This is a genomic window from Proteus sp. CD3, from assembly GCF_008808075.1.
GTDB classification, from domain to species: domain Bacteria; phylum Pseudomonadota; class Gammaproteobacteria; order Enterobacterales; family Enterobacteriaceae; genus Proteus; species Proteus appendicitidis.
Genome location: NZ_CP019686.1, coordinates 4010097 through 4032363, shown reverse-complemented (window position 1 = coordinate 4032363; position 22267 = coordinate 4010097). Strand labels below are relative to the sequence as shown.

17 protein-coding genes and 3 tRNA genes are annotated in these 22267 nt (G+C 39.3%); 7 read left to right on the top strand and 13 right to left on the bottom strand.

Features of this window, described 5'->3' with window-relative positions; all coding sequences use genetic code 11:
* From BTA34_RS18100 to tsaE, 9 genes are all read right to left on the bottom strand, one after another.
* Window positions 1–1299 carry an adenylosuccinate synthase gene (locus tag BTA34_RS18100; protein WP_072069601.1) on the bottom strand — a complete coding sequence of 433 codons (1299 nt, stop codon included), beginning with the start codon at window positions 1297–1299 and terminating at the stop codon, window positions 1–3.
* Window positions 1300–1755: 456 nt separating this feature from the next.
* A complete protein-coding gene (hflC, locus tag BTA34_RS18095; protein WP_075672791.1) occupies window positions 1756–2760 on the bottom strand; it encodes a protease modulator HflC in 1005 nt (334 codons plus the stop codon).
* Between the two features lie 2 nt (window positions 2761–2762).
* Window positions 2763–4037: an FtsH protease activity modulator HflK gene (gene hflK / locus BTA34_RS18090; protein ID WP_151436693.1), complete on the bottom strand. Its 1275-nt coding sequence runs from the start codon at window positions 4035–4037 to the stop codon at window positions 2763–2765.
* A gap of 92 nt (window positions 4038–4129) precedes the next feature.
* Entirely contained in the window at window positions 4130–5413 is a 1284-nt protein-coding gene (gene hflX, locus BTA34_RS18085; protein WP_088495974.1) for a ribosome rescue GTPase HflX, read from the bottom strand.
* A gap of 94 nt (window positions 5414–5507) precedes the next feature.
* Window positions 5508–5795: an RNA chaperone Hfq gene (gene hfq, locus BTA34_RS18080; RefSeq protein WP_075672788.1), complete on the bottom strand. Its 288-nt coding sequence runs from the start codon at window positions 5793–5795 to the stop codon at window positions 5508–5510.
* Between the two features lie 109 nt (window positions 5796–5904).
* Window positions 5905–6846: a tRNA (adenosine(37)-N6)-dimethylallyltransferase MiaA gene (miaA, locus tag BTA34_RS18075; RefSeq protein WP_151436692.1), complete on the bottom strand. Its 942-nt coding sequence runs from the start codon at window positions 6844–6846 to the stop codon at window positions 5905–5907.
* Window positions 6815–8827, bottom strand: a complete 2013-nt coding sequence (mutL, locus tag BTA34_RS18070) for a DNA mismatch repair endonuclease MutL (RefSeq protein ID WP_151436691.1) — start codon at window positions 8825–8827, stop codon at window positions 6815–6817. Before mutL ends, miaA begins: the two co-directional genes overlap by 32 nt.
* A gap of 23 nt (window positions 8828–8850) precedes the next feature.
* On the bottom strand, window positions 8851–10182 hold the full coding sequence (locus BTA34_RS18065; protein ID WP_151436690.1) for an N-acetylmuramoyl-L-alanine amidase: 1332 nt from the start codon (window positions 10180–10182) through the stop codon (window positions 8851–8853).
* A gap of 13 nt (window positions 10183–10195) precedes the next feature.
* The gene (gene tsaE / locus BTA34_RS18060) at window positions 10196–10663 is read right to left on the bottom strand and encodes a tRNA (adenosine(37)-N6)-threonylcarbamoyltransferase complex ATPase subunit type 1 TsaE (RefSeq protein WP_151436689.1); all 468 of its coding nucleotides are present in this window, start codon (window positions 10661–10663) and stop codon (window positions 10196–10198) included.
* Between the two features lie 224 nt (window positions 10664–10887).
* Between tsaE and queG the strand changes: the two genes are divergently transcribed.
* The 3 genes from queG to BTA34_RS18045 all read left to right on the top strand — a co-directional run bounded on the left by queG (window position 10888) and on the right by BTA34_RS18045 (window position 13356).
* Entirely contained in the window at window positions 10888–12042 is a 1155-nt protein-coding gene (queG, locus tag BTA34_RS18055) for a tRNA epoxyqueuosine(34) reductase QueG (protein WP_151436688.1), read from the top strand.
* A gap of 760 nt (window positions 12043–12802) precedes the next feature.
* Entirely contained in the window at window positions 12803–12964 is a 162-nt protein-coding gene (locus BTA34_RS18470; protein WP_265576129.1) for a type II toxin-antitoxin system Phd/YefM family antitoxin, read from the top strand.
* 113 nt (window positions 12965–13077) lie between these two features.
* The gene (locus BTA34_RS18045; protein WP_151436687.1) at window positions 13078–13356 is read left to right on the top strand and encodes a type II toxin-antitoxin system RelE/ParE family toxin; all 279 of its coding nucleotides are present in this window, start codon (window positions 13078–13080) and stop codon (window positions 13354–13356) included.
* A 45-nt stretch (window positions 13357–13401) separates the two neighbouring features.
* Here BTA34_RS18045 and BTA34_RS18040 read toward each other — a convergent pair.
* From BTA34_RS18040 to orn, 4 genes are all read right to left on the bottom strand, one after another.
* Window positions 13402–13477 (bottom strand) — tRNA-Gly (locus BTA34_RS18040).
* A 35-nt stretch (window positions 13478–13512) separates the two neighbouring features.
* Window positions 13513–13588 (bottom strand) — tRNA-Gly (locus tag BTA34_RS18035).
* A gap of 36 nt (window positions 13589–13624) precedes the next feature.
* A tRNA-Gly gene (locus BTA34_RS18030) sits at window positions 13625–13700 on the bottom strand.
* Window positions 13701–13866: 166 nt separating this feature from the next.
* Entirely contained in the window at window positions 13867–14412 is a 546-nt protein-coding gene (orn, locus tag BTA34_RS18025) for an oligoribonuclease (RefSeq protein WP_151436686.1), read from the bottom strand.
* Window positions 14413–14527: 115 nt separating this feature from the next.
* On the opposite strand from orn, the gene rsgA reads away from it, so the two are divergent.
* The 4 genes from rsgA to BTA34_RS18005 all read left to right on the top strand — a co-directional run bounded on the left by rsgA (window position 14528) and on the right by BTA34_RS18005 (window position 22121).
* The gene (gene rsgA / locus BTA34_RS18020) at window positions 14528–15586 is read left to right on the top strand and encodes a small ribosomal subunit biogenesis GTPase RsgA (RefSeq protein ID WP_151436685.1); all 1059 of its coding nucleotides are present in this window, start codon (window positions 14528–14530) and stop codon (window positions 15584–15586) included.
* A gap of 88 nt (window positions 15587–15674) precedes the next feature.
* On the top strand, window positions 15675–16571 hold the full coding sequence (gene asd / locus BTA34_RS18015) for an archaetidylserine decarboxylase (RefSeq protein ID WP_151436684.1): 897 nt from the start codon (window positions 15675–15677) through the stop codon (window positions 16569–16571).
* A gap of 22 nt (window positions 16572–16593) precedes the next feature.
* Window positions 16594–19929, top strand: a complete 3336-nt coding sequence (gene mscM, locus BTA34_RS18010) for a miniconductance mechanosensitive channel MscM (RefSeq protein ID WP_151436683.1) — start codon at window positions 16594–16596, stop codon at window positions 19927–19929.
* Between the two features lie 1316 nt (window positions 19930–21245).
* Window positions 21246–22121, top strand: a complete 876-nt coding sequence (locus BTA34_RS18005) for a LysR family transcriptional regulator (protein WP_151436682.1) — start codon at window positions 21246–21248, stop codon at window positions 22119–22121.
* Window positions 22122–22267 lie beyond the last annotated feature (146 nt).

The following is a 22267-nucleotide window of genomic DNA, read 5'->3' as shown; positions in this document are numbered from 1 at the left end:
TTATGCATCAAATGGATGACGGAGAATGATGGTTTCTGAGCGATCTGGACCTGTAGAAACGATATCAACAGGAACACCTGTTAATTCTTCTACACGCTTGATGTAGTTCAGTGCTGCTTGTGGCAGTTGAGCATGATCTTTCACACCAAACGTTGTTTCGTTCCAGCCTGGCATTGATTCATAGATAGGCTCGATACCTTCCCAATCATCAGCGGCTAAAGGTGTTGTATCAATCACTTCACCATTTGGTAAACGATAACCAACACACAGTTTCACTTCTTTCAGACCATCTAACACATCCAGTTTAGTCATACAAAAACCAGACAGTGAGTTGATTTGAACCGCGCGACGGATAGCGATGATATCTAACCAGCCAGTACGACGACTACGACCTGTAGTTGCACCAAATTCTTGGCCTTTCTCACGTAAGAAGTCACCCACTTCATCAAACAATTCAGTTGGGAATGGACCTGCACCTACACGAGTAGAGTAAGCTTTGATGATCCCTAATACGTAACCAACATAGCGAGGACCTAAACCTGAACCAGTTGCCACACCACCTGCGGTTGTGTTTGAAGAGGTTACATACGGATAAGTACCGTGGTCGATGTCTAATAAAGTGCCTTGTGCGCCTTCAAACATCACTAACTCACCGTTTTGTGTTGCTTTGTACAGTAAGTCAGAAACATCAACAACCATACCAGTCAGAATATCGGCGATTGCCATGATATCGTCTAAGGTTTTTTGGTAATCAACAGGTTCAACTTTGTAGTAGTTCACCAGTTGGAAGTTATGGTATTCGATGATTTCTTTAAGTTTTTGTGCGAACGCTTTTTTATCAAACAGATCGCCAACACGTAAACCGCGACGAGCAACTTTATCTTCGTAAGCAGGTCCGATACCACGGCCTGTTGTACCGATAGCTTTTTCGCCACGCGCTTTCTCACGCGCATTGTCTAATGCGATGTGATAAGGAAGGATTAACGGGCAAGCTTCAGACAGAAGTAAGCGAGAACGAACAGGAATGCCACGATCTTCAAGTTGAGTCATTTCCTTCATCAGAGCTTCTGGTGATAAAACGACACCGTTTGCTATGATGCTAACAACATTTTCACGGAGAATGCCTGATGGGATTAAATGAAGAACGGTTTTTTCACCGTCGATGACTAGAGTGTGACCCGCGTTATGGCCACCTTGGTAGCGAACAACATATTTAGCGCGTTCTGTCAGCAAATCGACTATCTTGCCTTTGCCTTCGTCACCCCACTGGGTGCCCAATACGACAACGTTATTACTCATTTCAAAATACACTCGGTTGCTTAAAAAAGGATTCTACCATCTCAATTCAAGAGTTACAGTAGATTTTATCTAATTATGTCATCCCCGCTTTTAAGCAATAGATTATCTTGCCATTGTCAATATTTTTGCCAGAAAAATCCGCACCACAAACGTATTGTGAATTTTATCAACAGTTTTGATCGCAAAAACAGGAAGCAGAGTGACATAAAAGTGAAAATGGCGAAGAAGACGCTTCGGGATTGCCGAAGGTTTATCTTGAAATGCAATTTTCGCTTTATACTATCCCAGCTAAAACCATTTTGGAAACCATTAAGCGTAAATTTTCATCTTTTTATGCACAATTATTTATTTTTTAGCTTGAACACTCGCTTTATCTTATTGATATCAAAAAAAATCCCCCACGTTTTAAGGTGGAGGATTTTATTATTTACTCAAACGGTTTAATACGTTTGGAAATTACTCTTCAATCGCTCGCGCTTTTGTTGGTGCTTTCATATAGCGTAAGAAATCGCTATCTGGGCTTAACACCATGACGTCATTACCATCTTGGTTAAAGCTCTTCTCATAAGCACGTAAGCTACGAATGAAGGCGTAGAAGTCTGGATCTTGGTTGAATGCATCAGCAAACAGTTTAGTCGCTTGAGCATCACCTTCACCGCGAAGACGTAATGATTCACGCTCAGACTCAGCAAGTGTCTCTGTTACGGTCTTGTCCGCAGCTGCACGAATTTTCACAGCTTGCTCTTGACCTTGTGAACGGTGACGACGCGCAACAGCTTCACGCTCTGCACGCATACGCTGATAAATCGCTTCAGAAACTTCCATCGGTAGGTTGATTTGCTTGATTCGAACATCAATCACTTCAATACCTAATGCCGCCATACTGTTCATATTGATAGCTGGCGCTTGACCTTTGGTTTCTTCAGCGACTTTCTTCGCAGCAATAGCAATAGCATCATCAGCAGCACTTGAATCACGAGATGGAGTACCTTCATTCAGTGCATTACGAACATCAATGGTTAAACGACCACGAGAATCCGTAATAATTTGGTTTACGCTCATACGACCAATCTCAGAACGTAAGCGGTCACTGAATTTACGACGCAGTAATGTTTCCGCTTGCGTTGTATTACCACCACCTGTTGCCAGATAGTAAGTACTGAAATCACTGATACGCCATTTCAGATAAGAATCGACTAATAAGTCTTTATTCTCGCCTGATAAGAAACGGTCTTGCTGGATATTCATAGTTTGAATACGCGCATCCAGTTTTTTCACATTCTCAATAAATGGAATTTTAAAGTGAAGACCTGGCTCATAAACCACAGGTTTATTTTCAGCATCACGTACAACTTTCGCAAAGCGTAAAATAATGCCACGCTCATACTGTTGAACGACAAATACAGAAGAGTACAACAACGCTAAAATAATAACTGCAACAACAGCGATAACTTTACGCATGATTATTGTCCTCCTTGATTATTGCCGTAAGGCTGACCATAACCGCCATTATTACTACCATATCCACCATTACCATAAGTCGTTGTTGCTGGTTTTTGTGCTGGTGCTGGATTTGCAGCTGGAGCAGGTGCCGTTACACGAGCTGGCGCTTCAAGCGTATTCGATGGTGTAGATTGAGATTGCTGACGTAACATTTGCTCTAAAGGCAGCACTAACATGCTGTTACCTTTATCATTAGCAATAACTTTACGTGTTTTTGATAGCACTTTTTCCATCGTTTCAATGTAAAGACGCTCGCGAGTAATTTCAGGAGCAGCACGATATTCAGGTAAGATTTTAGCAAAACTTGCTACCTCACCTTCTGCTTTCATCACCACACTGGTTTTATAAGCAGTCGCTTCTTCAATCATACGTTGCGCGTTACCTTTTGCTAATGGTAACACTTCGTTTTTATAAGCTTCAGCTTGACGAATTGTTTTTTGTTCTTCTTCACGGGCAGCGATTACGTCATCGAATGCCGCTTTTACCGCTTCTGGTGGGCGAGCAACTTGGAAGTTGACGTCCACAATCGAGATACCCATGTTATAAGGACGGATAGTCTCTTCTAATTCTTGACGTGTTTGGTCACGAATTTCTGAACGGTTAGAAGTCAGAATTTTTTCCATTTCTGAACGACCAATAACGCCACGTACTGCGCTGTCAGTTGCCTGACCTAAGCTGTTAATTGGTGTTGTCAGGTTAAACAGGAATGTTTCTGGATCGGAGACAACATACTGCACGTTTATCTCAACTTGAACCATGTTTTCATCTGACGTTAACATCATGCCACCCGTGGTTAAATCACGGATAGTTTTTACGTTAACAGGCTGAACTTCATCAATGAAAGTCGGTTTCCAGTTCAGACCAGGTTCAACGATTTGGTAAAATTTACCAAAACGAGTCACTACGCCTTGTTCTGCCTCTTTGATGGTATAAAAACCACTTGCAGCCCAAACCACGACAACCGCACCTAATGCAAGAGAAATCAACAGATTTCCAGCATTGCTACGAGGACCGCCATTTTGCCCAGAAGAGGAGTTTCCACCTTTTTTACCGCCGAAACCACCAAGCTTTTCACTCAGTTTACGGAACATATCATCGAGATCTGATGCTCCGCGATTCCGACCTCCTTGATTGCCGTTGGAGTTACCGTTACCATCGCCATTATTATTGCCGCTGTTTCGGTTACCCCACGGGTCGCGGTCTTGTCCGTTGTTACCGGGCTGATTCCACGCCATGTTCTAGCTCCATTATTATGATTAGATTTATCAGGCTTAAGAGCCGATTTCGTCGCCAGCTCTCAGTTAATGTTCATTATTATGGCCGAATTTCAGACCACGTAATCCAATAAATTTGGTTCCTGCTTGCAAAGGCGGCGCCAGTCTACCATAGGCATACGTATGATTAGCCCAACTTTACCGTCTTTTTCAATCCATTCACGTTCTATCGACTGTAATTGATAAAAACGACTACGTAAGCGCCCTGTATTTTCTGGCGGTAAACGTAATTCAAAGTGTGCGATCTCACCTGAAAGACGTTCTGTCAACGCCTGATACAACAGAGGAATACCTTCGCCTGTTTGTGCAGAAACCCAAACCCTAACGGGTAAGTTTTCTTCATTTCGATCAATTCTTGGAGTGAAGTCTTCAAGAAGATCAATTTTGTTCATAACATGCAGTGTTGGTATTTCTTGAGCATCAATCTCTTCTAATACACTTTCAACTGCATGAATATTTTCCTCAAAACGGCTATCTGCTGCATCAATAACATGAAGAAGTAAGGTCGCTTCTCGTGTTTCTTGCAAAGTCGCTTTAAAAGCAGCAACAAGATCGTGAGGTAAATGTCGAATAAATCCAACAGTATCGGCTAATACAACGGTTCCAACATCATCAACTTGAATACGTCTTAGCGTCGGATCTAATGTTGCAAAGAGCTGATCTGCTGCATACACATCAGAACAGGTAATGTGATTAAATAAACTCGATTTCCCTGCATTCGTATAACCAACAAGGGATAATGTTGGTATATCAGCTTTACTCCGCGCTTGCCGTCCTTGTTCACGCTGACGCTCAACCCTACCCAATCGCATTAGAATTTGACTAATTTTACCTCGGAGTAAGCGGCGGTCTGTTTCTAGCTGAGTTTCGCCTGGTCCTCGTAACCCAATCCCCCCTTTTTGTCTTTCAAGGTGAGTCCACCCTCTGACTAAACGAGTTGATAAGTGACGTAACTGGGCGAGTTCTACCTGTAGCTTTCCTTCATGGGTTCTTGCTCTTTGAGCAAAGATATCAAGGATAACTCCCGTGCGATCAACCACTCGGCATTCACAAAGTCTTTCCAGATTTCGTTCTTGTGCAGGTGTCAATGCATGATTAAATAAAACAACATCTGCACCACTTGCTTTTACAGCCTCGGCAATTTCTTCTGCCTTACCTTCACCCACATAATATTTAGGGTGAGGTGCTTTACGATTTCCTGTAATAATCTGAACTGGTTTAACACCCGCAGATGTCACCAAAGATTCAAATTCTTGCAAATCATCAACGTTCTTTTCTTGAGAAAAGAAGACGTGCACTAAAACGGCTAATTCGCCACCTTCATAACGATCAAACAAAGGCGAAACCTCTTGGACTTTATAAAAACAGGAAAAAACATAGGTAAAGTCTCCCTACCTATGTTTTTCTTATATCAAGAATAATATTGGATTATTATTCTGCAACATCATCCTGCTGAGCAGCGCCACCATTGTAGCCTGTACCAGTTTGGTTCGTGCCTGTGTTGCTATGATGAGAAACAGGACGCGAAGGTACCACGGTAGAGATAGCATGTTTGTATACCATCTGACTTACTGTGTTTTTCAGCAAAATAACAAATTGGTCAAAAGATTCGATCTGACCCTGCAATTTAATGCCGTTTACCAAATAGATAGAAACGGGAACCCTTTCACGACGTAATGCGTTCAGGAAAGGATCTTGCAAAGATTGCCCCTTAGCCATTCTATGTTTTCCTTATTTTGTTGTTTTATATTAGAACCCAATTGGTTCGAAAAATGAACTACTCAAAAATTGCGCTTTGGCAACTATCAATTTTACACAAACCTACCATCTATGCACTAACTACCTGCAAAACAGTGTCAAGAGATTGTTTCGGATCTTCACTATCAAGCCAGTGAATATCATTCCAACCTCTTAACCAAGTGATTTGTCGCTTCGCTAATTGCCGGGTAGCGCAGATCCCTCGATAAACCATCTCATCATAATCTATTTCGCCGGATAAATATGACCACATCTGGCGATAACCGACACAACGTACAGAAGGTAGATCTTCATGCAGATCACCCCGTTCATATAATGATTTTACTTCATCTTCAAATCCACACGTTAACATCTGTTTAAAACGAGCTTCAATGCGTTGGTGAAGAACATTTCTATCTTTCGGAGCAATCGCAAATTGATAAACATCATAGGGCAAAGACTCGCCTGATATTTTTGTCAATTCCGTCATTGTCTTACCTGAAATCAGGTAAACTTCTAGCGCACGAGAAAGCCGTTGAGGATCATTAGGATGGATCCGTTGTGCTGCAACAGGATCAACTAATGCTAACTCTTTATGTATTGCCTCCCATCCTTGCTCTGCTGCTTTATTTTCTATTTCAGCACGAACATCTGGATTGGCGCTGGGTAAAGGCGATAAACCTTCAAGTAACGCTTTAAAATATAGCATAGTCCCGCCCACTAATAGTGGAATTCGCCCAGCTGCGGTAATTTCTTTCATGGCATTTAATGCATCACGTCGGAAATCAGCCGCGGAATAGGGTAATGCGGGGTCTAGAATATCAATTAATCGATGTGGCGCAAGCGATTGCTCTGTCGCATCTGGCTTTGCAGTACCAATATCCATACCACGATAGATAAGCGCAGAATCCACACTAATAATATCTACAGGCAGCTTTTGTCTTAGTGAAATTGCTAATGCCGTTTTACCTGACGCTGTAGGCCCCATTAGGAAAATTGCTTTAGGTTTTATTTGCGTGTTTACTTCGCTCATTATTTAATGCCGCTACCACCGGTTGTAATTCTATTAATTGTAATAAGTTTTTTGCTGGCTGTCTGACATATTGCGGACAAAGTCTTTCAATATCAGCCAATAATCCTACTGCTTGAGCTTGCGACCACTGTGCTTGCTCTGCGCCTAATTGTTTTGCAAACCATTGTCCAAGTTGTTGCTCGGTACAAGATTGCTCTGCTGACAAATAGGCTAATAATGCTGTCAGTAACGCGGGTAAATTTTGCTGGCGTAAAGGTAACGACACAGCATGTATTGTTGCTTTACCGTGAGAAATTTCGATAACGATCCCGAAATGACTGATCAGCGATTGAAACTGATTGAATACGCTAATCTCCTCTTTACTCAATGCTACCTTTAAAGGCACTAGCAAAGGTTGCGGCTTCAATGTTTCATCTTTAGGCAGTAATTGCGCACATTTTAACAGAAAATCTGCTTCTTCCAATGATAACAGCCCAAGACCTTGTGAAGATTCTATTAACGCATATTTATACTGATAAATTGCCAATACTCGCCCAAAAGTATAATCAGTTTGTCCATCTTTCGCATTGACGGAACGAGGCATCACCGAAATAGTATCTTCTTCGATATTATTAGTTGTATGAACGATTTCACCTAAATTCAATGGGGCGCGATCAGGAAATAATGGTATTTTTTCTTTATCTTTTGATGTAGAGACACTTTCTTGCATCATTTTTTGATAAAGCGCGCCTTGTGTCCGTTGATAGCTTTCACCAAACTGACGGCGATCTGCAAATTGAGAAGCGGGCTTTTGCGGTGAGTTACTGTTGTGCTCTCGTTCACTGTATTGGTGTGAAGATGATGTATTTGTCGGAGTTTGAGCGATTGATGCTTGATAAGGCTGAGAAAATACGTTTTCACCTGCAACTTGACGATTTTCAGGAAAATTTAACGCTGTTTCGTGTTCTTCTTCGTTATCTGAAGTCAGTGATAAAGGCTCTTGTGTTGCTTGTCGTAAAACACTCAGCACACCTTGATAGATAAAATCATGAACTAAACGAGATTCATGGAAACGAACTTCATGTTTAGCAGGATGGACGTTAACATCGACTTGGTGAGGATCAACACTTAAATACAAGATGTAAGAAGGTTGCTGCTCTCCTTGCAAATATCCTTCGTAAGCTTGACGAATAGCATGATTAATCAATCTATCACGCATCATTCGTCCATTCACATAACAATACTGAATTTCACTACTTTGCACCGCTGATAAAGGATGTTCTACCCAACCTTTTATTGCTAAATCGCCATGTTCCCACGATAGCAGCATTGATTGATGGACAAAATTATTACCACAAATCGCACTCAAACGGCGATTTTGCTGGCTTTCGTCCTTCACTGCACGGTATTGCCGAACACGTTTACCGTTATGAGTAAGATTGATGGAGACATCAAAGCGCGATAACGCAATGCGGCGTACCACTTCATCAATATGTGCAAACTCTGTTTTTTCAGTACGTAAAAATTTACGTCTTGCTGGCGTATTATAAAACAGATCAAGGACTTCAACTGTACTTCCCACAGGATGAGCCGCAGGCTTAAGCATCACAGCCATATCTCTGCCTTCGGCATAAGCTTGCCATGCTTCTTCTTGATCTTGAGTACGCGATGTCAGCGTTAAACGAGAAACTGAGCTAATGCTCGCTAATGCTTCTCCACGAAAGCCCATACTCATTATGGCTTCGAGATCGTCAAGACTTGATATTTTGCTAGTTGCATGGCGAGCAAGTGCTAACTTCAAATCATCACGATTGATACCGCATCCATTATCACGAATGCGAATTAGCTTGGCACCGCCTTTATCGATATCAATCTCAATTGAGGTCGCACCTGCGTCTAAACTATTTTCCAGCAACTCTTTAACAACAGAGGCGGGTCTTTCAACAACTTCCCCTGCGGCAATTTGGTTTGCAAGCTGAGGAGGTAATAAATTTATCGCCATTACCTTTATTCCATTCTACTCAATCAATTAGGCGCGTTTTGTAACGGGTGAGCCAGAAAGTAATTTCTTAAACCAGCGTGAATAGATGCCGCAAGTTTCTCTTGATAAGCATCAGAAATCAGTAACTGCTCTTCTGACGCATGACTGATAAAGCCTGTTTCAACTAAAATTGAAGGGATATCGGGTGAACGTAAAACACCTAAGCTTGCATGCTCTGGTGTTTTCTTATGTAGTGAACCCACTTTTCTTAGTTCAGACAATACAGCAACGGCAACGTCATAACCCACTCGCTGTGAATTGCCAAACTGTAAATCGAGTACTGTTTGGCTTAAATAAGGATCAGCCCCGTCTAATGCATCACCAGCACCACCGAGTAATTCAGATTGTTTCTCGCTTTGCTCAAGCCACTTACCTAATTCACTGTTTGCACGACGATTAGAAAGCACCCATACAGAAGCGCCTCTTGCACTACGATTGGGTGCTGAGTCTGCATGAATAGACACTAACATATTTGCACTTTGCTTACGGGCGACTTCAGAACGCCCCGCAACTGAGATAAAATAATCGCCGCTGCGTGTTAGAACAGGCTTAAACATAGGATCATTACGTAAGCGAGCTTCTAACTTTCTTGCCACACTTAGCGTTACGTCTTTTTCACGATTACCTTTCTGGCCAATCGCACCGGGATCTTGCCCGCCATGACCAGCATCTATCGCAATAATAATTTGGCGAGAGCCTGCTTGCGGTTTTGAAGGTGTGGTGCGTGGTTTTGCAATAGGAACAACAGGCGTAACCTCGGTTACTGGCTTAGTCATTAAAGGCGCCATTTCCCGATTTGTATTTGCACTTGAATGTGATGTCGTTGCTGTTGCAGTCGGTGATAACGCAACAACACTTACTGTCGATTGGGCATTGCTATTTTGTCGAGCATTCATAGCTTTGATAGTAAGCACTAACTTATAGCCACCACTTACACTCATCAAACTTTCAGTCACCACAACAGGCTGAGCAAGCTCCACGACCATACTTTGGTATTGGCTATCTTTTGATTGTGTTGAGCGAATTTTATGAACTAACTGCCCATTGCCTAATGTTGCCGGTAATCCCGTGATTTTTGTACCCTGTTTAAAATCCATCACTAAACGGTCAGGGCTTTTTAATGAGTAATATCGATAACTCGGCTTCCCATCACTAAAAGTAAATGTGAGAGTTGTTGCTGAAATACCGTTTTCTGCTTTTACTTCTGTCACAGTAGCGGCTTGTGCTATTTGCACAAAAAATAAAGACAAAACAACCAACAGAAAGGCAACAACATAGCGCTGACTTTGACTCACAGTAGTGATGAGACTCGACATAATCAATATTCCTTTATGCGGACTGAATACGGGATAAAACAGTGTTCCCTCTTGATGAAAGGGCAACAAAACGCGCTTTTCGACCTTCATCTTCGTAGCTTAAATGAAGTTCTAAATCTGCGTTAGGTAAAAAGCCTTCGCCTTGAGATGGCCATTCAATCAGGCATAACGCATCTTGCTCAAAATAGTCGCGTATTCCCATAAATTCCAGTTCTTCAGCGGAAGCTAAACGATAAAGATCAAAATGATAAACGGGATTTGGCGAAAGCATATAAGGTTCTACTAATGTATATGTAGGGCTTTTAACATGCCCTTGATGACCAAGAGCTTGTAAAAATCCTCGGCTAAAGGTTGTTTTTCCAGCACCAAGATCGCCATATAAATAAATGATCAATCCGCTATGCTCCGTCGCCATTGCAACAGTACGCCCTAGTTCAACTGTTGCCGCTTCATCTTCTAATGTAACAACCCATTCTTTCATATTTATATAATCTATTGTTAAGTTATAACGGCTTAATAAAGAGAGATCGTTGGAGAATATCAAATACTAAGCTTTATATGTTTTCTTAAGGCAAATAGTTATCGAAATCACTATCAAATAACCATACCATAAATCTATTTATTGCGAGGATTTTTCCTACAGCCTCACTATGATACACTGCGCGCTCTTAGGACTCACCTCTTACCTACTGATTCGGTTTATTCATGTCATCACTCGATCTTAATCTCCTCGCTCAAAATATTAAATTATGGGGATCTGAGCTAGGTTTTCAACAAACAGGGATATGTGATACTGACTTATCACTTGAAGAACCTCGCCTGCAAGCGTGGCTAGATAAGCAATATCATGGTGAAATGGCCTGGATGGAAAAGTATGGAATGACACGAGCCAGACCTCATGAACTGGTTCCGGGTACATTACGCGTTATCAGCGTCAGAATGAATTATCTCCCCACCGATGCGGCTTTTGCACGAACCTTAAATAATCCAGAACAAGGTTATATCAGCCGTTATGCGCTTGGTCGGGATTATCACAAAGTATTAAGGCAGCGTCTTAAAAAACTTGGCGAAAAAATTTCACAATATTGTCAGCAATTTGAATATCAAGGGATAGTCAACTTTCGACCTTTCGTTGATTCAGCACCTATCATGGAACGCCCATTGGCTGTTAAGGCAGGACTTGGCTGGGTTGGTAAACACTCACTTGTTATTAACAATCAAGCAGGTTCTTGGTTTTTTCTTGGTGAATTACTGATTGATTTGCCATTACCTACTGATAGCCCAGTTGAAGAACAGTGCGGTAAATGTGTCGCCTGTATGACAACCTGTCCGACAGGTGCCATTGTTGAACCTTATACTATTGATGCTCGTCGCTGTATTTCTTATCTCACTATCGAACTCGATGGTGCTATTCCTGAAGAATTTCGCCCTCTTATGGGCAATCGTATTTATGGTTGTGATGATTGCCAGCTTATTTGTCCTTGGAATCGTTTTTCATCACTGACTGACGAAGAAGATTTCTCACCAAGAAGAGCGCTTCATACCCCAGAATTACTCGATCTCTTTCAATGGAGTGAAGATAAATTTCTGCGTATCACTGAAGGCTCACCGATCCGTCGTATTGGCTATTTACGTTGGCTTAGAAATATTAGCGTGGCGTTAGGAAATGCACCTTATCAAGATAAAATTATACTTGCCTTGCAAGAACGCTTTGGACTGAGTGATGTTTTAGATGAACATTTAAACTGGGCGATTACACAACAGACAGCGAAGAGAAATGAAAAAGAAGTAAAAATACAAACTTCACAACAAAAACGTTTAGTAAGGGCGATAACTAAAGGTTTACCTCGTGATGCTTAATTTTTAACAGAATAAGCGCATTACGCGTAATCATTAATTTCCTCTGTGAATAAAATAAAAATCCCTTGCCTATCAACATGAACAAAAAATTCAAGCGAACTAAGACTCAAAATTTAAAAAAATTAAAATAAACTTAGTTATCAATTAGATATAAAATCCAATTAATTTATTGAAGAGAATAATATCCTTGTCACTTAATGACACGTGCTTGTGGATAACTCTGTGCAGTAAAAAAATAAATAGTGCTTAGATGCGGTGGTTATTAGCATCTCACTGTGGATAAATTGATTTGGGAAGATTTTAAGAATAGTAGAATATATATCACGTTTTTTTAAAGAAAAGCCTAAGAAACCCTTTTCTTTTTCTAAAATACTATTCAATGTATGTTTAACAGAATAAAGGTCTAAAACCTAAAAAATGATCTTGCCTTTAGTTTCCCCTCTAAATGAGGAAAGGCGCACATTCTAGTGCTGTCAAAATAGAAATGCAAGCAAAGATCAAAGATAGATCACAAAAAAATAGCTTGATCTTACATGTAGTAATAACATTTTCTTTTTTGAACAATTATCCCACATACACTCTCTTTATGAGTATTAAGTAAAAGCCCCTAACCTACACCCTAAAATAGTGTAGCCGATATTTAAAAAAGCGAGAGAAAAAATAAAGATTTTTTGGTTATATTTTAGACTATACATTATTAGACTAGCGAACATAGTCTTTTTTTGGTCTAAATTAAGACTTAATTTATGGAGAGGTGAATATGCGTTATTCCGAACAAATTAAACCAATTAGCTATTTAAAGGCCAATATGGCTGAAGTAATGGTAAAACTTACCGAATCAGGCTCCCCTATGATTATTACTCAAAATGGCGAAGCTAAGGCAGTCATCCAAGATATTGAATCTTATGAAGAAACTCAATAAACGTTAGCTTTACTGAAAATATTAGCATTAGGTCAACAACAAGTTGAATCAGGCGAAGTCAGTGATATAAAAAGTGTTGTTCAGCGTTTAAAAAATAAAAGGAAGTAGAAAGAATGGCATCATACAAGGTCGTAGTTACTAAAGATGCCGAGGCAGATTTAGAAAACATTCACAACTATATTTCTGAACATGACTGCCCAGAAAATACAGATTATGTATTAGATGAGTTACTAGCAGTAGCAGACAATTTAACTAACTTTCCAATGAAGGGAACTGTACCTTATGAGTTACAAACTTTAGGTATTCATAAATTTCGGCAAATTATTATTTATGTCATTACTGATGGTAGACGAGATATGAAAGCGCTACTTAGCCGTAGACTATTAGGATAACGTATTGATTTTTGATTAGAAGAACAAAACTAGAAGAGAAAAACTTGGAGCGGGAAACGAGACTCGAACTCGCGACCCCAACCTTGGCAAGGTTGTGCTCTACCAACTGAGCTATTCCCGCATTTGGTAAGTTTTGACAATGATGAGTGAAAGATTTGGAGCGGGAAACGAGACTCGAACTCGCGACCCCAACCTTGGCAAGGTTGTGCTCTACCAACTGAGCTATTCCCGCGTCGCATAACACTACTCATAACTGTCTAAGAAAGATTGGAGCGGGAAACGAGACTCGAACTCGCGACCCCAACCTTGGCAAGGTTGTGCTCTACCAACTGAGCTATTCCCGCGTCTTTCTTACACCCGTACAAACGAAATTCTTCATCGGTACGGGAAGCGCATTATACGAGAAAAATGCTTAACCGCAAGCCCTTATCAACAAAAAAATACGTTTTTTTGATTACATGCCGATAAAATCATCACAATGATGCAATATCAATCATGAATGCACACTTTTTACTCTTTAATAAAGGTTTTACGATAATAATCAAGCTCTGCAATGGATTCACGAATATCATCCAGTGCCTGATGAGTATTTTTTTTCTCAAAACCTTCTAAAATTTCAGGTTTCCAACGACGTGCTAATTCTTTTAATGTACTCACATCAAGATAACGGTAGTGAAAATATTGCTCTAGTTCGGGCATGTAACGGTATAGAAAACGTCTATCTTGCCCCACACTATTACCACAGATAGGTGATACGCCTTTTGGTACCCATTTTTCTAGGAATTCAATTGTCGCTTTTTGTGCTGAATTATCATCATATGAACTGGCTTTTACACGCTCAACTAAACCACTACCTGTATGAGTACGTGTATTCCATTCATCCATTAAACTTAATTGTTCATCAGATTGATGGACTGCAATAACAGGGCCTTCTGCTAAAATATTAAGTTGAGGATCTGTCACGATAGTGGCTATTTCGATGATACGGTCACATTCAGGATCAAGACCTGTCATTTCCAGATCTATCCAGATCAGATTGTTCTCGCTTTTTGACATAATATATCCTAGCTGTTTCTAAGTGTGAGACATGATATTTTAGCGTTTATCATAGCGCGTTTACTCAATAAGCACGACAGAAGAACATCTAACCGAATAATACAAGTGAGGATCGGTGACAAAACGTAAATTATCTAAAGGCCAGCAACGCCGAGTACAAGAAAATCATAAAAAGCGTTTGCAGAGCAAAGAGAAAAAAAACCACGTTGAATTAGACGATACGCAATTAGGCGAAGCGACCGAAGGCTTAGTGATCAGCCGTTTTGGTCAACATGCAGATATCGAAGCTGCTGACGGCACCATTGCACGATGCAATATTCGACGCACAATTTCATCACTGGTAACGGGTGATAAAGTTGTTTGGCGTCCTGCGCTACAAACACAAGAAAATGTCCGCGTAAACGGTATTGTAGAAGCGGTACACGAACGAACGTCAGTACTTACTCGTCCTGACTATTATGATGGTATTAAACCTATCGCGGCTAATATTGATCAAATTATTATCGTTTCGGCTATTTTGCCTGAACTCTCTTTAAATATTATCGACCGTTACCTTGTAGCCTGTGAAACGTTAAACGTAGAGCCTCTGATTGTACTCAATAAAATCGATATGTTAGACGAGGAAAGCCGCAAGACTGTCAGCGAATGGATGCAAACTTATAAAAATATTGGTTATCGTGTTCTTGAAGTTTCTAGCTACACCAAAGAAGGTCTTGATGCATTAACACAAGAGTTGATTGGCCGTATCTCCATTTTTGCTGGGCAATCTGGTGTCGGAAAATCAAGCTTACTCAATACGTTATTACCACCAATGGAAGAAAGCATTCTGGTTAATCAGGTTTCTGATAATTCAGGTTTAGGTCAGCATACCACCACCGCATCACGCCTTTACCATTTCCCGCAAGGAGGAGATGTCATTGACTCGCCGGGTGTGCGTGAATTTGGTCTATGGCATTTAACACCAGAACAAGTAACAAAAGGATTTATTGAATTTAGACCTTATTTGGGAGGGTGTAAATTCCGCGATTGCAAACACTTGGATGATCCGGGTTGCTTAATTAGTAAAGCAGTGAGAAACAACGAAATTGCAGAAACACGCTTTGAAAATTACCATCGTATTTTAGAAAGTATGAGTCAGGTGAAGGTTCGTAAGAACATTAATTTAGACTCTTAATAATTGATTCACTGACAACCCTATTAAGGGTGGGTACAATAGACCCCTTTTGTCTATTTTTTATCGTTCAATCCCAGAGGTTGCCATTTTGGACAAGCTAAAAATTAAACTACAGTATTTATTGCCTAAATTATGGCTCACACAGCTAGCAGGTTGGTTTGCAAACAAAAAAGCGGGTGTAATTACCCAATTTGCGATCAAGGCCTTTGCTAAAGCATATAAAGTCGATATGAATGAAGCAAAAGATAGCCAGTTCCAAGCTTATTCTTCATTCAACGATTTCTTTATTCGTGCATTAAAAGATGGCGCTCGCCCTATTATCGAAGGTGATGACCAACTTGCATTGCCTGCTGATGGCGCAGTAAGCCAACTCGGTCTTATTCAAGACGATCAAATTCTGCAAGCTAAAGGGCATCATTACACCCTTGAAGCGTTACTTGCGGGTAATTTTATGTTGGCAGATAAGTTCCGTAATGGTCAGTTTATTACGACATATCTTTCACCCCGTGATTACCACCGTGTTCACATGCCTTGTGATGGTTTATTAAAAGAGATGATTTATGTTCCAGGCGATCTCTTCTCTGTTAATCCATTAACCGCGGCTAATGTTCCTAACTTATTTGCACGTAATGAACGTATTATCTGCCTCTTTGAAACTCAATTTGGCCCCATGATACAAATTCTAGTGGGTGCAACAATTGTTGGTAGTATTGAAACGGTTTGGTGTGGCATGGTAACACCACCTCGTGAAGGTATTATTAAACGTTGGACATATCCGCAAGCCGATAAAGCAGGTGCGATATTCTTGAAAAAAGGGGAAGAAATGGGCCGATTTAAGTTAGGCTCAACGGTCATCAATCTTTTCCCAGAAAATACCGTTCAACTGAATAAAGATCTTATGAATGGCTCCGTTACATTAATGGGGGAACAATTGGGTTCCATCATCAATGTCGCTGGTAATGACAATAATGCCATCAGTGAATAACACGTAATTCGGAGTAACCTTTGTGCGCCTGATAATCAGTCTTTTCTTCTCGCTCTTTTTGACGCTTTCGTTAAGCACATCTGCAATATCAGCGGATGTAGAAAAATTACGTCAAGATATTAAACAACTTGAAGGAAGCACCAATCCTCAAGATATTGAGGCAGTTCAGGCGCTACAAGGCACTATCAACTGGATTAATGATGGTGATAAAGCGCAAACAAACGCAGATAACTATCAAAAAACGATTGATGATTACCCTCAAATTACGCAAGAGCTAAGAACCAAACTGCTTGAAGAAAGCCATGCTGTTCCGACTATCCCTGAAAAAATTAGCATTCCTGATTTAGAACAGAAAATTATTCAGATCAGTAGCCAATTAATGGAACAAGCAAGGCTTCAACAACAAGAGCAAGATAAAAGCCGAGAAATTAGCGAATCTTTAAACCTATTACCGCAGCAGCTTTCTGAAGCACGCCGTTTACTCAGCGATGCAACAGCAAGACTCGCCGCTGCCAGTGCGTCAACAACACCGTTAACAGAAGCACAAAATAAGCTAACACAAGCTGAAGTCACCGCACGTAAAGCGATGGTTAATGAGCTTGAAATGGCACAACTTTCGGCTAATAACCGCCAAGAAATTGCTCGCCTTCGCTTAGAATTATTTAAAAAACGCTATCAGCGCCTTGATGTGCAACTACAACAATTGCGCAGCTTATTAAATATAAAGCGCCAAGAAGTGGCTGATCTGGCATTAGAAAAAACAGAAATGCTGGCGGAGAAAGGTGGCGAGCTTCCTGAATTTCTGACAAAACAGATCCAAACTAACCGTGAACTTTCTCAGATCCTGAATAAACAAACACAGGAAATGAGTGAGTTATCAGAAAAACAACGCATTACCACACAGCAGACACAACAAGTTCGTCAAACGCTTACCACTATTCGAGAACAAGCACAGTGGTTAAGTGGCTCCACAGCATTAGGTGAAGCATTAAGAACACAGCTTTCCCGCTTACCTGAAATGCCTCGTTCACAAGAACTTGATAGAGATATTATTCAGTTACGTGTCGAGCGTTTAGGCTATGAAGATATGCTGGAAAACTTAAGTAAGATCCAGCCACCAGAAACCGCAGATGGCTCTAAATTGCCTGAAGCTCAGCAATATATTTTTGATTCTCTTATTCAAGCACGCCATGAATTATTGAATTCGTTGCTATCCGGTTATGACTCTCAAATTCTTGAGTTAACAAAACTAAAAGTGGCAACAACACAATTAGCGGATGCATTAAAAGAGACAAAAGACGCCACAAACCGTTATATGTTCTGGGTTGCTGATATCAGCCCCATCAAATTTAATTATCCGGTTTTATTAGTCAAAGATATCACTCGATTGCTTTCGCTAGATACCTTCTCACAATTAGGTCATGCTGCTGTCAGCATGCTTAAAAATCAGGATACGTTCCTGTTCCTATTTGTCACTTTATCAATTGTGGGCTTTAGCCTACGCACTCGAAAACACTACAACGCATTTCTTGAAAGAGTCAGCAACCGTATTGGTAAAGTCACACAAGATCACTTTTCACTGACGATACGCACGGTCTTTTGGTCTATTTTAATTGCGTTGCCATTACCGCTGTTATGGTCTGCCGTAGGTTATGGCTTACAAAGTGTTGAATGGCGTTATCCAATGGCGGGAGCTATTGGATATGGCGTCACAGCAGCAGCACCTGTGCTGTGGCTATTTATGATAAGTGCAACCTTTGCACGTCATAACGGCCTATTTATTGCTCAATTTAAATGGAAAGAGAGCCGTGTTAAAAAAGCGATGCGCTTTTACCAGCTTTCTATTTTTGTCATCGTTCCGCTGATGATGTCATTAGTTACCTTTGAATATTATAGCGATAGAGAATTTGCACCAACGGTTGGCCGCTTCTGTTTCTTACTGCTCTGTATCGCCCTAAGCTTTATTACATCTAGCCTTAAAAAAGCTCACGTCCCACTTTATCTTGATAAACATGGATCTGGCGATAACCTTATCAATACCATTTTATGGTGGTTCTTACTGCTTGCCCCGGTTATTGCAGGTTTAGCCGCCGTCTTAGGTTACCTTTCTACATCGATTATCTTACTCGGTCGTTTAGAAATGTCTGTCGCCATTTGGTTTGCTCTACTAATTATCTACCACATTATTCAGCGATGGATGCTTATTCAGCGCCGAAAATTAGCCTTTGAACGAGCTAAACAAAAGCGTGCAGAAATTCTGGCTCAGCGTGCAAAAGGTGAAGATGAAAATACGATTGTTGGGAGCAGTGGTGAGAGCACAGTAGGGCTTGAAATTGAAGCTCAAGAAATAGACCTTGATGCTATCAGTGCGCAATCCATTGGTTTAGTTCGCTCTATTCTAACGATGATTGCATTAGTCTCGATGATCTTATTATGGTCTGAATTAAACACCGCGTTCTCTTTCGTTGATAATATCCGACTTTGGGACGTCACCTCATCGGTAAACGGTGTTAACACGGTACAACCTATTACGATGGGTTCTATTTTAGTGGCAATCCTTGTCATTATTATTACAACCCAATTAGTACGAAATCTCCCTGCTTTACTTGAGTTGGCCATTTTACAGCATCTTGATTTAACACCGGGTACAGGTTACGCCATTACCACGATGACCAAATACACCATCACCTTAATTGGGAGTATTGTGGGTTTCTCTTTATTAGGGATTGAGTGGTCAAAATTACAGTGGCTAGTGGCAGCAATGGGTGTTGGGTTAGGTTTTGGCTTACAAGAAATTTTTGCCAACATCATTTCAGGTTTGATGATCTTATTTGAAAAACCAATCCGTATTGGCGATACCGTCACTATTCGGAATTTGACCGGAAATATTTCTAAGATCAACACTCGGGCAACGACCTTAACCGACTGGGATAGAAAAGAAATTATCGTACCGAACAAAGCTTTTATTACAGAGCAATTTATTAACTGGTCACTCTCAGATTCCGTCACTCGTATCGTAATGACCATCCCTGCTCCAGCAGACTGTAACAGTGAGCAAGTGACAAATGTGTTATTAGAAGCCTCAAAACGCTCTACGATGATTTTAGAAAACCCAGCACCAGAGGTTTATCTGGTCGATTTACAGCAAGGTATTCAGATTTTTGAATTACGTGTTTATGCCGCAGAGATGGGGCACAGAATGCCAGCAAGACACGAGATCCACCAAAATATTCTCTTAGCCTTTGCAGAGCACGGCATCCCATTACCGTTCCCACCATTCCAAGCCAGAGTGGATATGATGGGCAATACAATTCGTAGCTCAATGCGAGCAACACCAAGAGAAGTAGGCGGATTATAAGCTCTGCTTCAATTAATTTGAAAAAAGCCATTATCTTCTCGAAAAAACGAAAGATAATGGCTTTATTCTTTTCTTTCTCATTCTTTTACCCTCTACGCTAAAACTTTTTTCACCCTATTCTGTGTATCTACGCCTCTTATAGTTCATTGATTGTATAAATTTAATCCGTATTTCTGTCCTATTCTCTGACTTCTAGAAAAAAGGAAGATTATTTTTTGCTTTTTTGTTTAATAAAATTGATAAGTAATAACAAAAAGAAACTATCTATCACTTAATGGCAAGATGAAGATAATAAAGTGAACATCATAAAGAGAATGCGGCTCTTTCAGGTGAATGTTTTTATTGCAGTCTATTTTCCTAACCCCCCTCCCATTTAACCAGAGAATAAAATGCCATTTTGGATAAGGCATTTAATTTACCTTAAGGTGAAATATGTTTTGTCTTACCCTTATTATTTTAGGGTTCTATCCACGAAATCGGACGCTTAACTAAAATCAGCCACCAATTATTGATCAAAATCATATTTTTACGTTTTTATACCTACATTAACTCCTTGAGTGAGTAAAAATTGCTTTTTGTTAGCTTTTAACTTTTAAATTATTATCTCTAGCTGATTATTTCCTTTCCCTAAGTTAAATAAGCTAAGACATTTATAGCGTACAAAACTTAACATCGGTATTTAAAACTCCAATAGTTTTACATAACAAAATATCTCATATATCCACATTTAAAACCAAATACAATCCAATTTGGATTATTGCATAGTGTTTATCATCAAAAGCAATCGTCTTTTTCTTGCTTTAATCACCTTGAGCAAAAGATAGAATATTTATTATTTTAAGTTTTTATACTAAAAAAAATAAGAAAAAATAAAACACAAAAAGTAAAAGAAATGTTAAAAATAAATTTACTTTAATTTTAAAACACAAAAAATAAGAATATAAATTAATTTAAGATTGTAATTTAATAAAATTAAAAATATAAATAAAAAAATAAACAAAAACGAATAATAATACAAATATAAAATCTTAATTCTCACTATAAATAACACTTTTTAGTTATATAGGGTAATATTGAGAAAAAAGAGTAAAAGCCATCCATATCTAATTTATCAAACAAAATAATTTAAATAGAAAAATAAATATTTATTTTTGTTATTTGTACTGAACATTAATAAATAACATTACGGCTTATAATGTTAATATTTTTTAAACTTGGTTTAAAAATGAGTATTACTACCTATTAACAATGCTAAGATATATTGCTAGCTTCATTTTTAATGAGTATTAAATAAACAATAATAAGAAGGTTCCATTATGGAAAAATCCCGAACGACTCTCGATCAGTGGATTACCTTACAAGCTGTCGTTGACTACGGTGGCTTTGCTCAGGCCGCAGATGCATTACATAGAACACAATCATCAATTAGCTATACTATCAATAAATTAGAGCAAACTTTAGGCATTGAAATACTCTCTTTAGAGAAAAGACGAGCGGTACTTACTCACGAAGGTAAATTGTTACTTGAACTCTCTAGAGAAATTACTGAAAGAGCAATTTCATTAGAAAAAGAGGCTAAAAATTTAATATTTAACAATAAGTTAAAGATAAATATCCTTATCGACCCTTTATATATTTCAGGTCTTTTCTGGAATAAAATATCGCAATTTATTAAAGAGAATAAACACTATGATATCAATATTCATAAAACAGCGCTGAGTAAATCAGATATTTTAGCGCAAAAAGATCAAGACTTGGTGATAACACATTATAATGTAAAATCATTACAACCCATTGATTTAGAAAGCATTAAAACAGTATTAGTAACACACCCGAACAGTGTTTTACAACATCTTCAAGATGATGAATTATCTAAGGAATTACAACAACATACCTATATTTCCTTACTCGCTGATAGCTCCAATGCTGATCATAATAACCAAGTTATTCATGTTGGCTCTGTGGAAACGGCAATCAGTTTTGTTAAGCAAGGTCTTGGTTATTCTCGACTTCCATTAACGGTTGTTCAGGAAGAGTTGAATAAAAATACGATCAAACAATTAAATACACATAATGAAGATAAAGAATATAAGTTCTATCTTTATTTGAATAAAAATTCATTTTCAACAGGAGACATAGCAAAGCTATTATCTTTAATAAATAATCCACACCAAAATTTAATTAGTGATTAATTAAACATTATTTTTAATTTTAAAAACGAACATTAAATAATTCGATATAAAAACAAAAAAAACTCATGTAAATCTTTATTAACTTAAATTTTTTGTGATGTTATATTTTATTGGCATATTTCTTATGCGAATAAACCAATACTTAA

Coding starts and splice junctions, on each gene's coding strand:
- BTA34_RS18100 (WP_072069601.1), bottom strand. CDS start 1,299: ATGAGTAATAACGTTGTCGTATTGGGCACCCAGTGGGGTGACGAAGGC.
- hflC (WP_075672791.1), bottom strand. CDS start 2,760: ATGCGTAAAGTTATCGCTGTTGTTGCAGTTATTATTTTAGCGTTGTTG.
- hflK (WP_151436693.1), bottom strand. CDS start 4,037: ATGGCGTGGAATCAGCCCGGTAACAACGGACAAGACCGCGACCCGTGG.
- hfq (WP_075672788.1), bottom strand. CDS start 5,795: ATGGCTAAGGGGCAATCTTTGCAAGATCCTTTCCTGAACGCATTACGT.
- miaA (WP_151436692.1), bottom strand. CDS start 6,846: ATGAGCGAAGTAAACACGCAAATAAAACCTAAAGCAATTTTCCTAATG.
- mutL (WP_151436691.1), bottom strand. CDS start 8,827: ATGGCGATAAATTTATTACCTCCTCAGCTTGCAAACCAAATTGCCGCA.
- BTA34_RS18065 (WP_151436690.1), bottom strand. CDS start 10,182: ATGTCGAGTCTCATCACTACTGTGAGTCAAAGTCAGCGCTATGTTGTT.
- tsaE (WP_151436689.1), bottom strand. CDS start 10,663: ATGAAAGAATGGGTTGTTACATTAGAAGATGAAGCGGCAACAGTTGAA.
- queG (WP_151436688.1), top strand. CDS start 10,888: ATGTCATCACTCGATCTTAATCTCCTCGCTCAAAATATTAAATTATGG.
- BTA34_RS18470 (WP_265576129.1), top strand. CDS start 12,803: ATGCGTTATTCCGAACAAATTAAACCAATTAGCTATTTAAAGGCCAAT.
- BTA34_RS18045 (WP_151436687.1), top strand. CDS start 13,078: ATGGCATCATACAAGGTCGTAGTTACTAAAGATGCCGAGGCAGATTTA.
- orn (WP_151436686.1), bottom strand. CDS start 14,412: ATGTCAAAAAGCGAGAACAATCTGATCTGGATAGATCTGGAAATGACA.
- BTA34_RS18005 (WP_151436682.1), top strand. CDS start 21,246: ATGGAAAAATCCCGAACGACTCTCGATCAGTGGATTACCTTACAAGCT.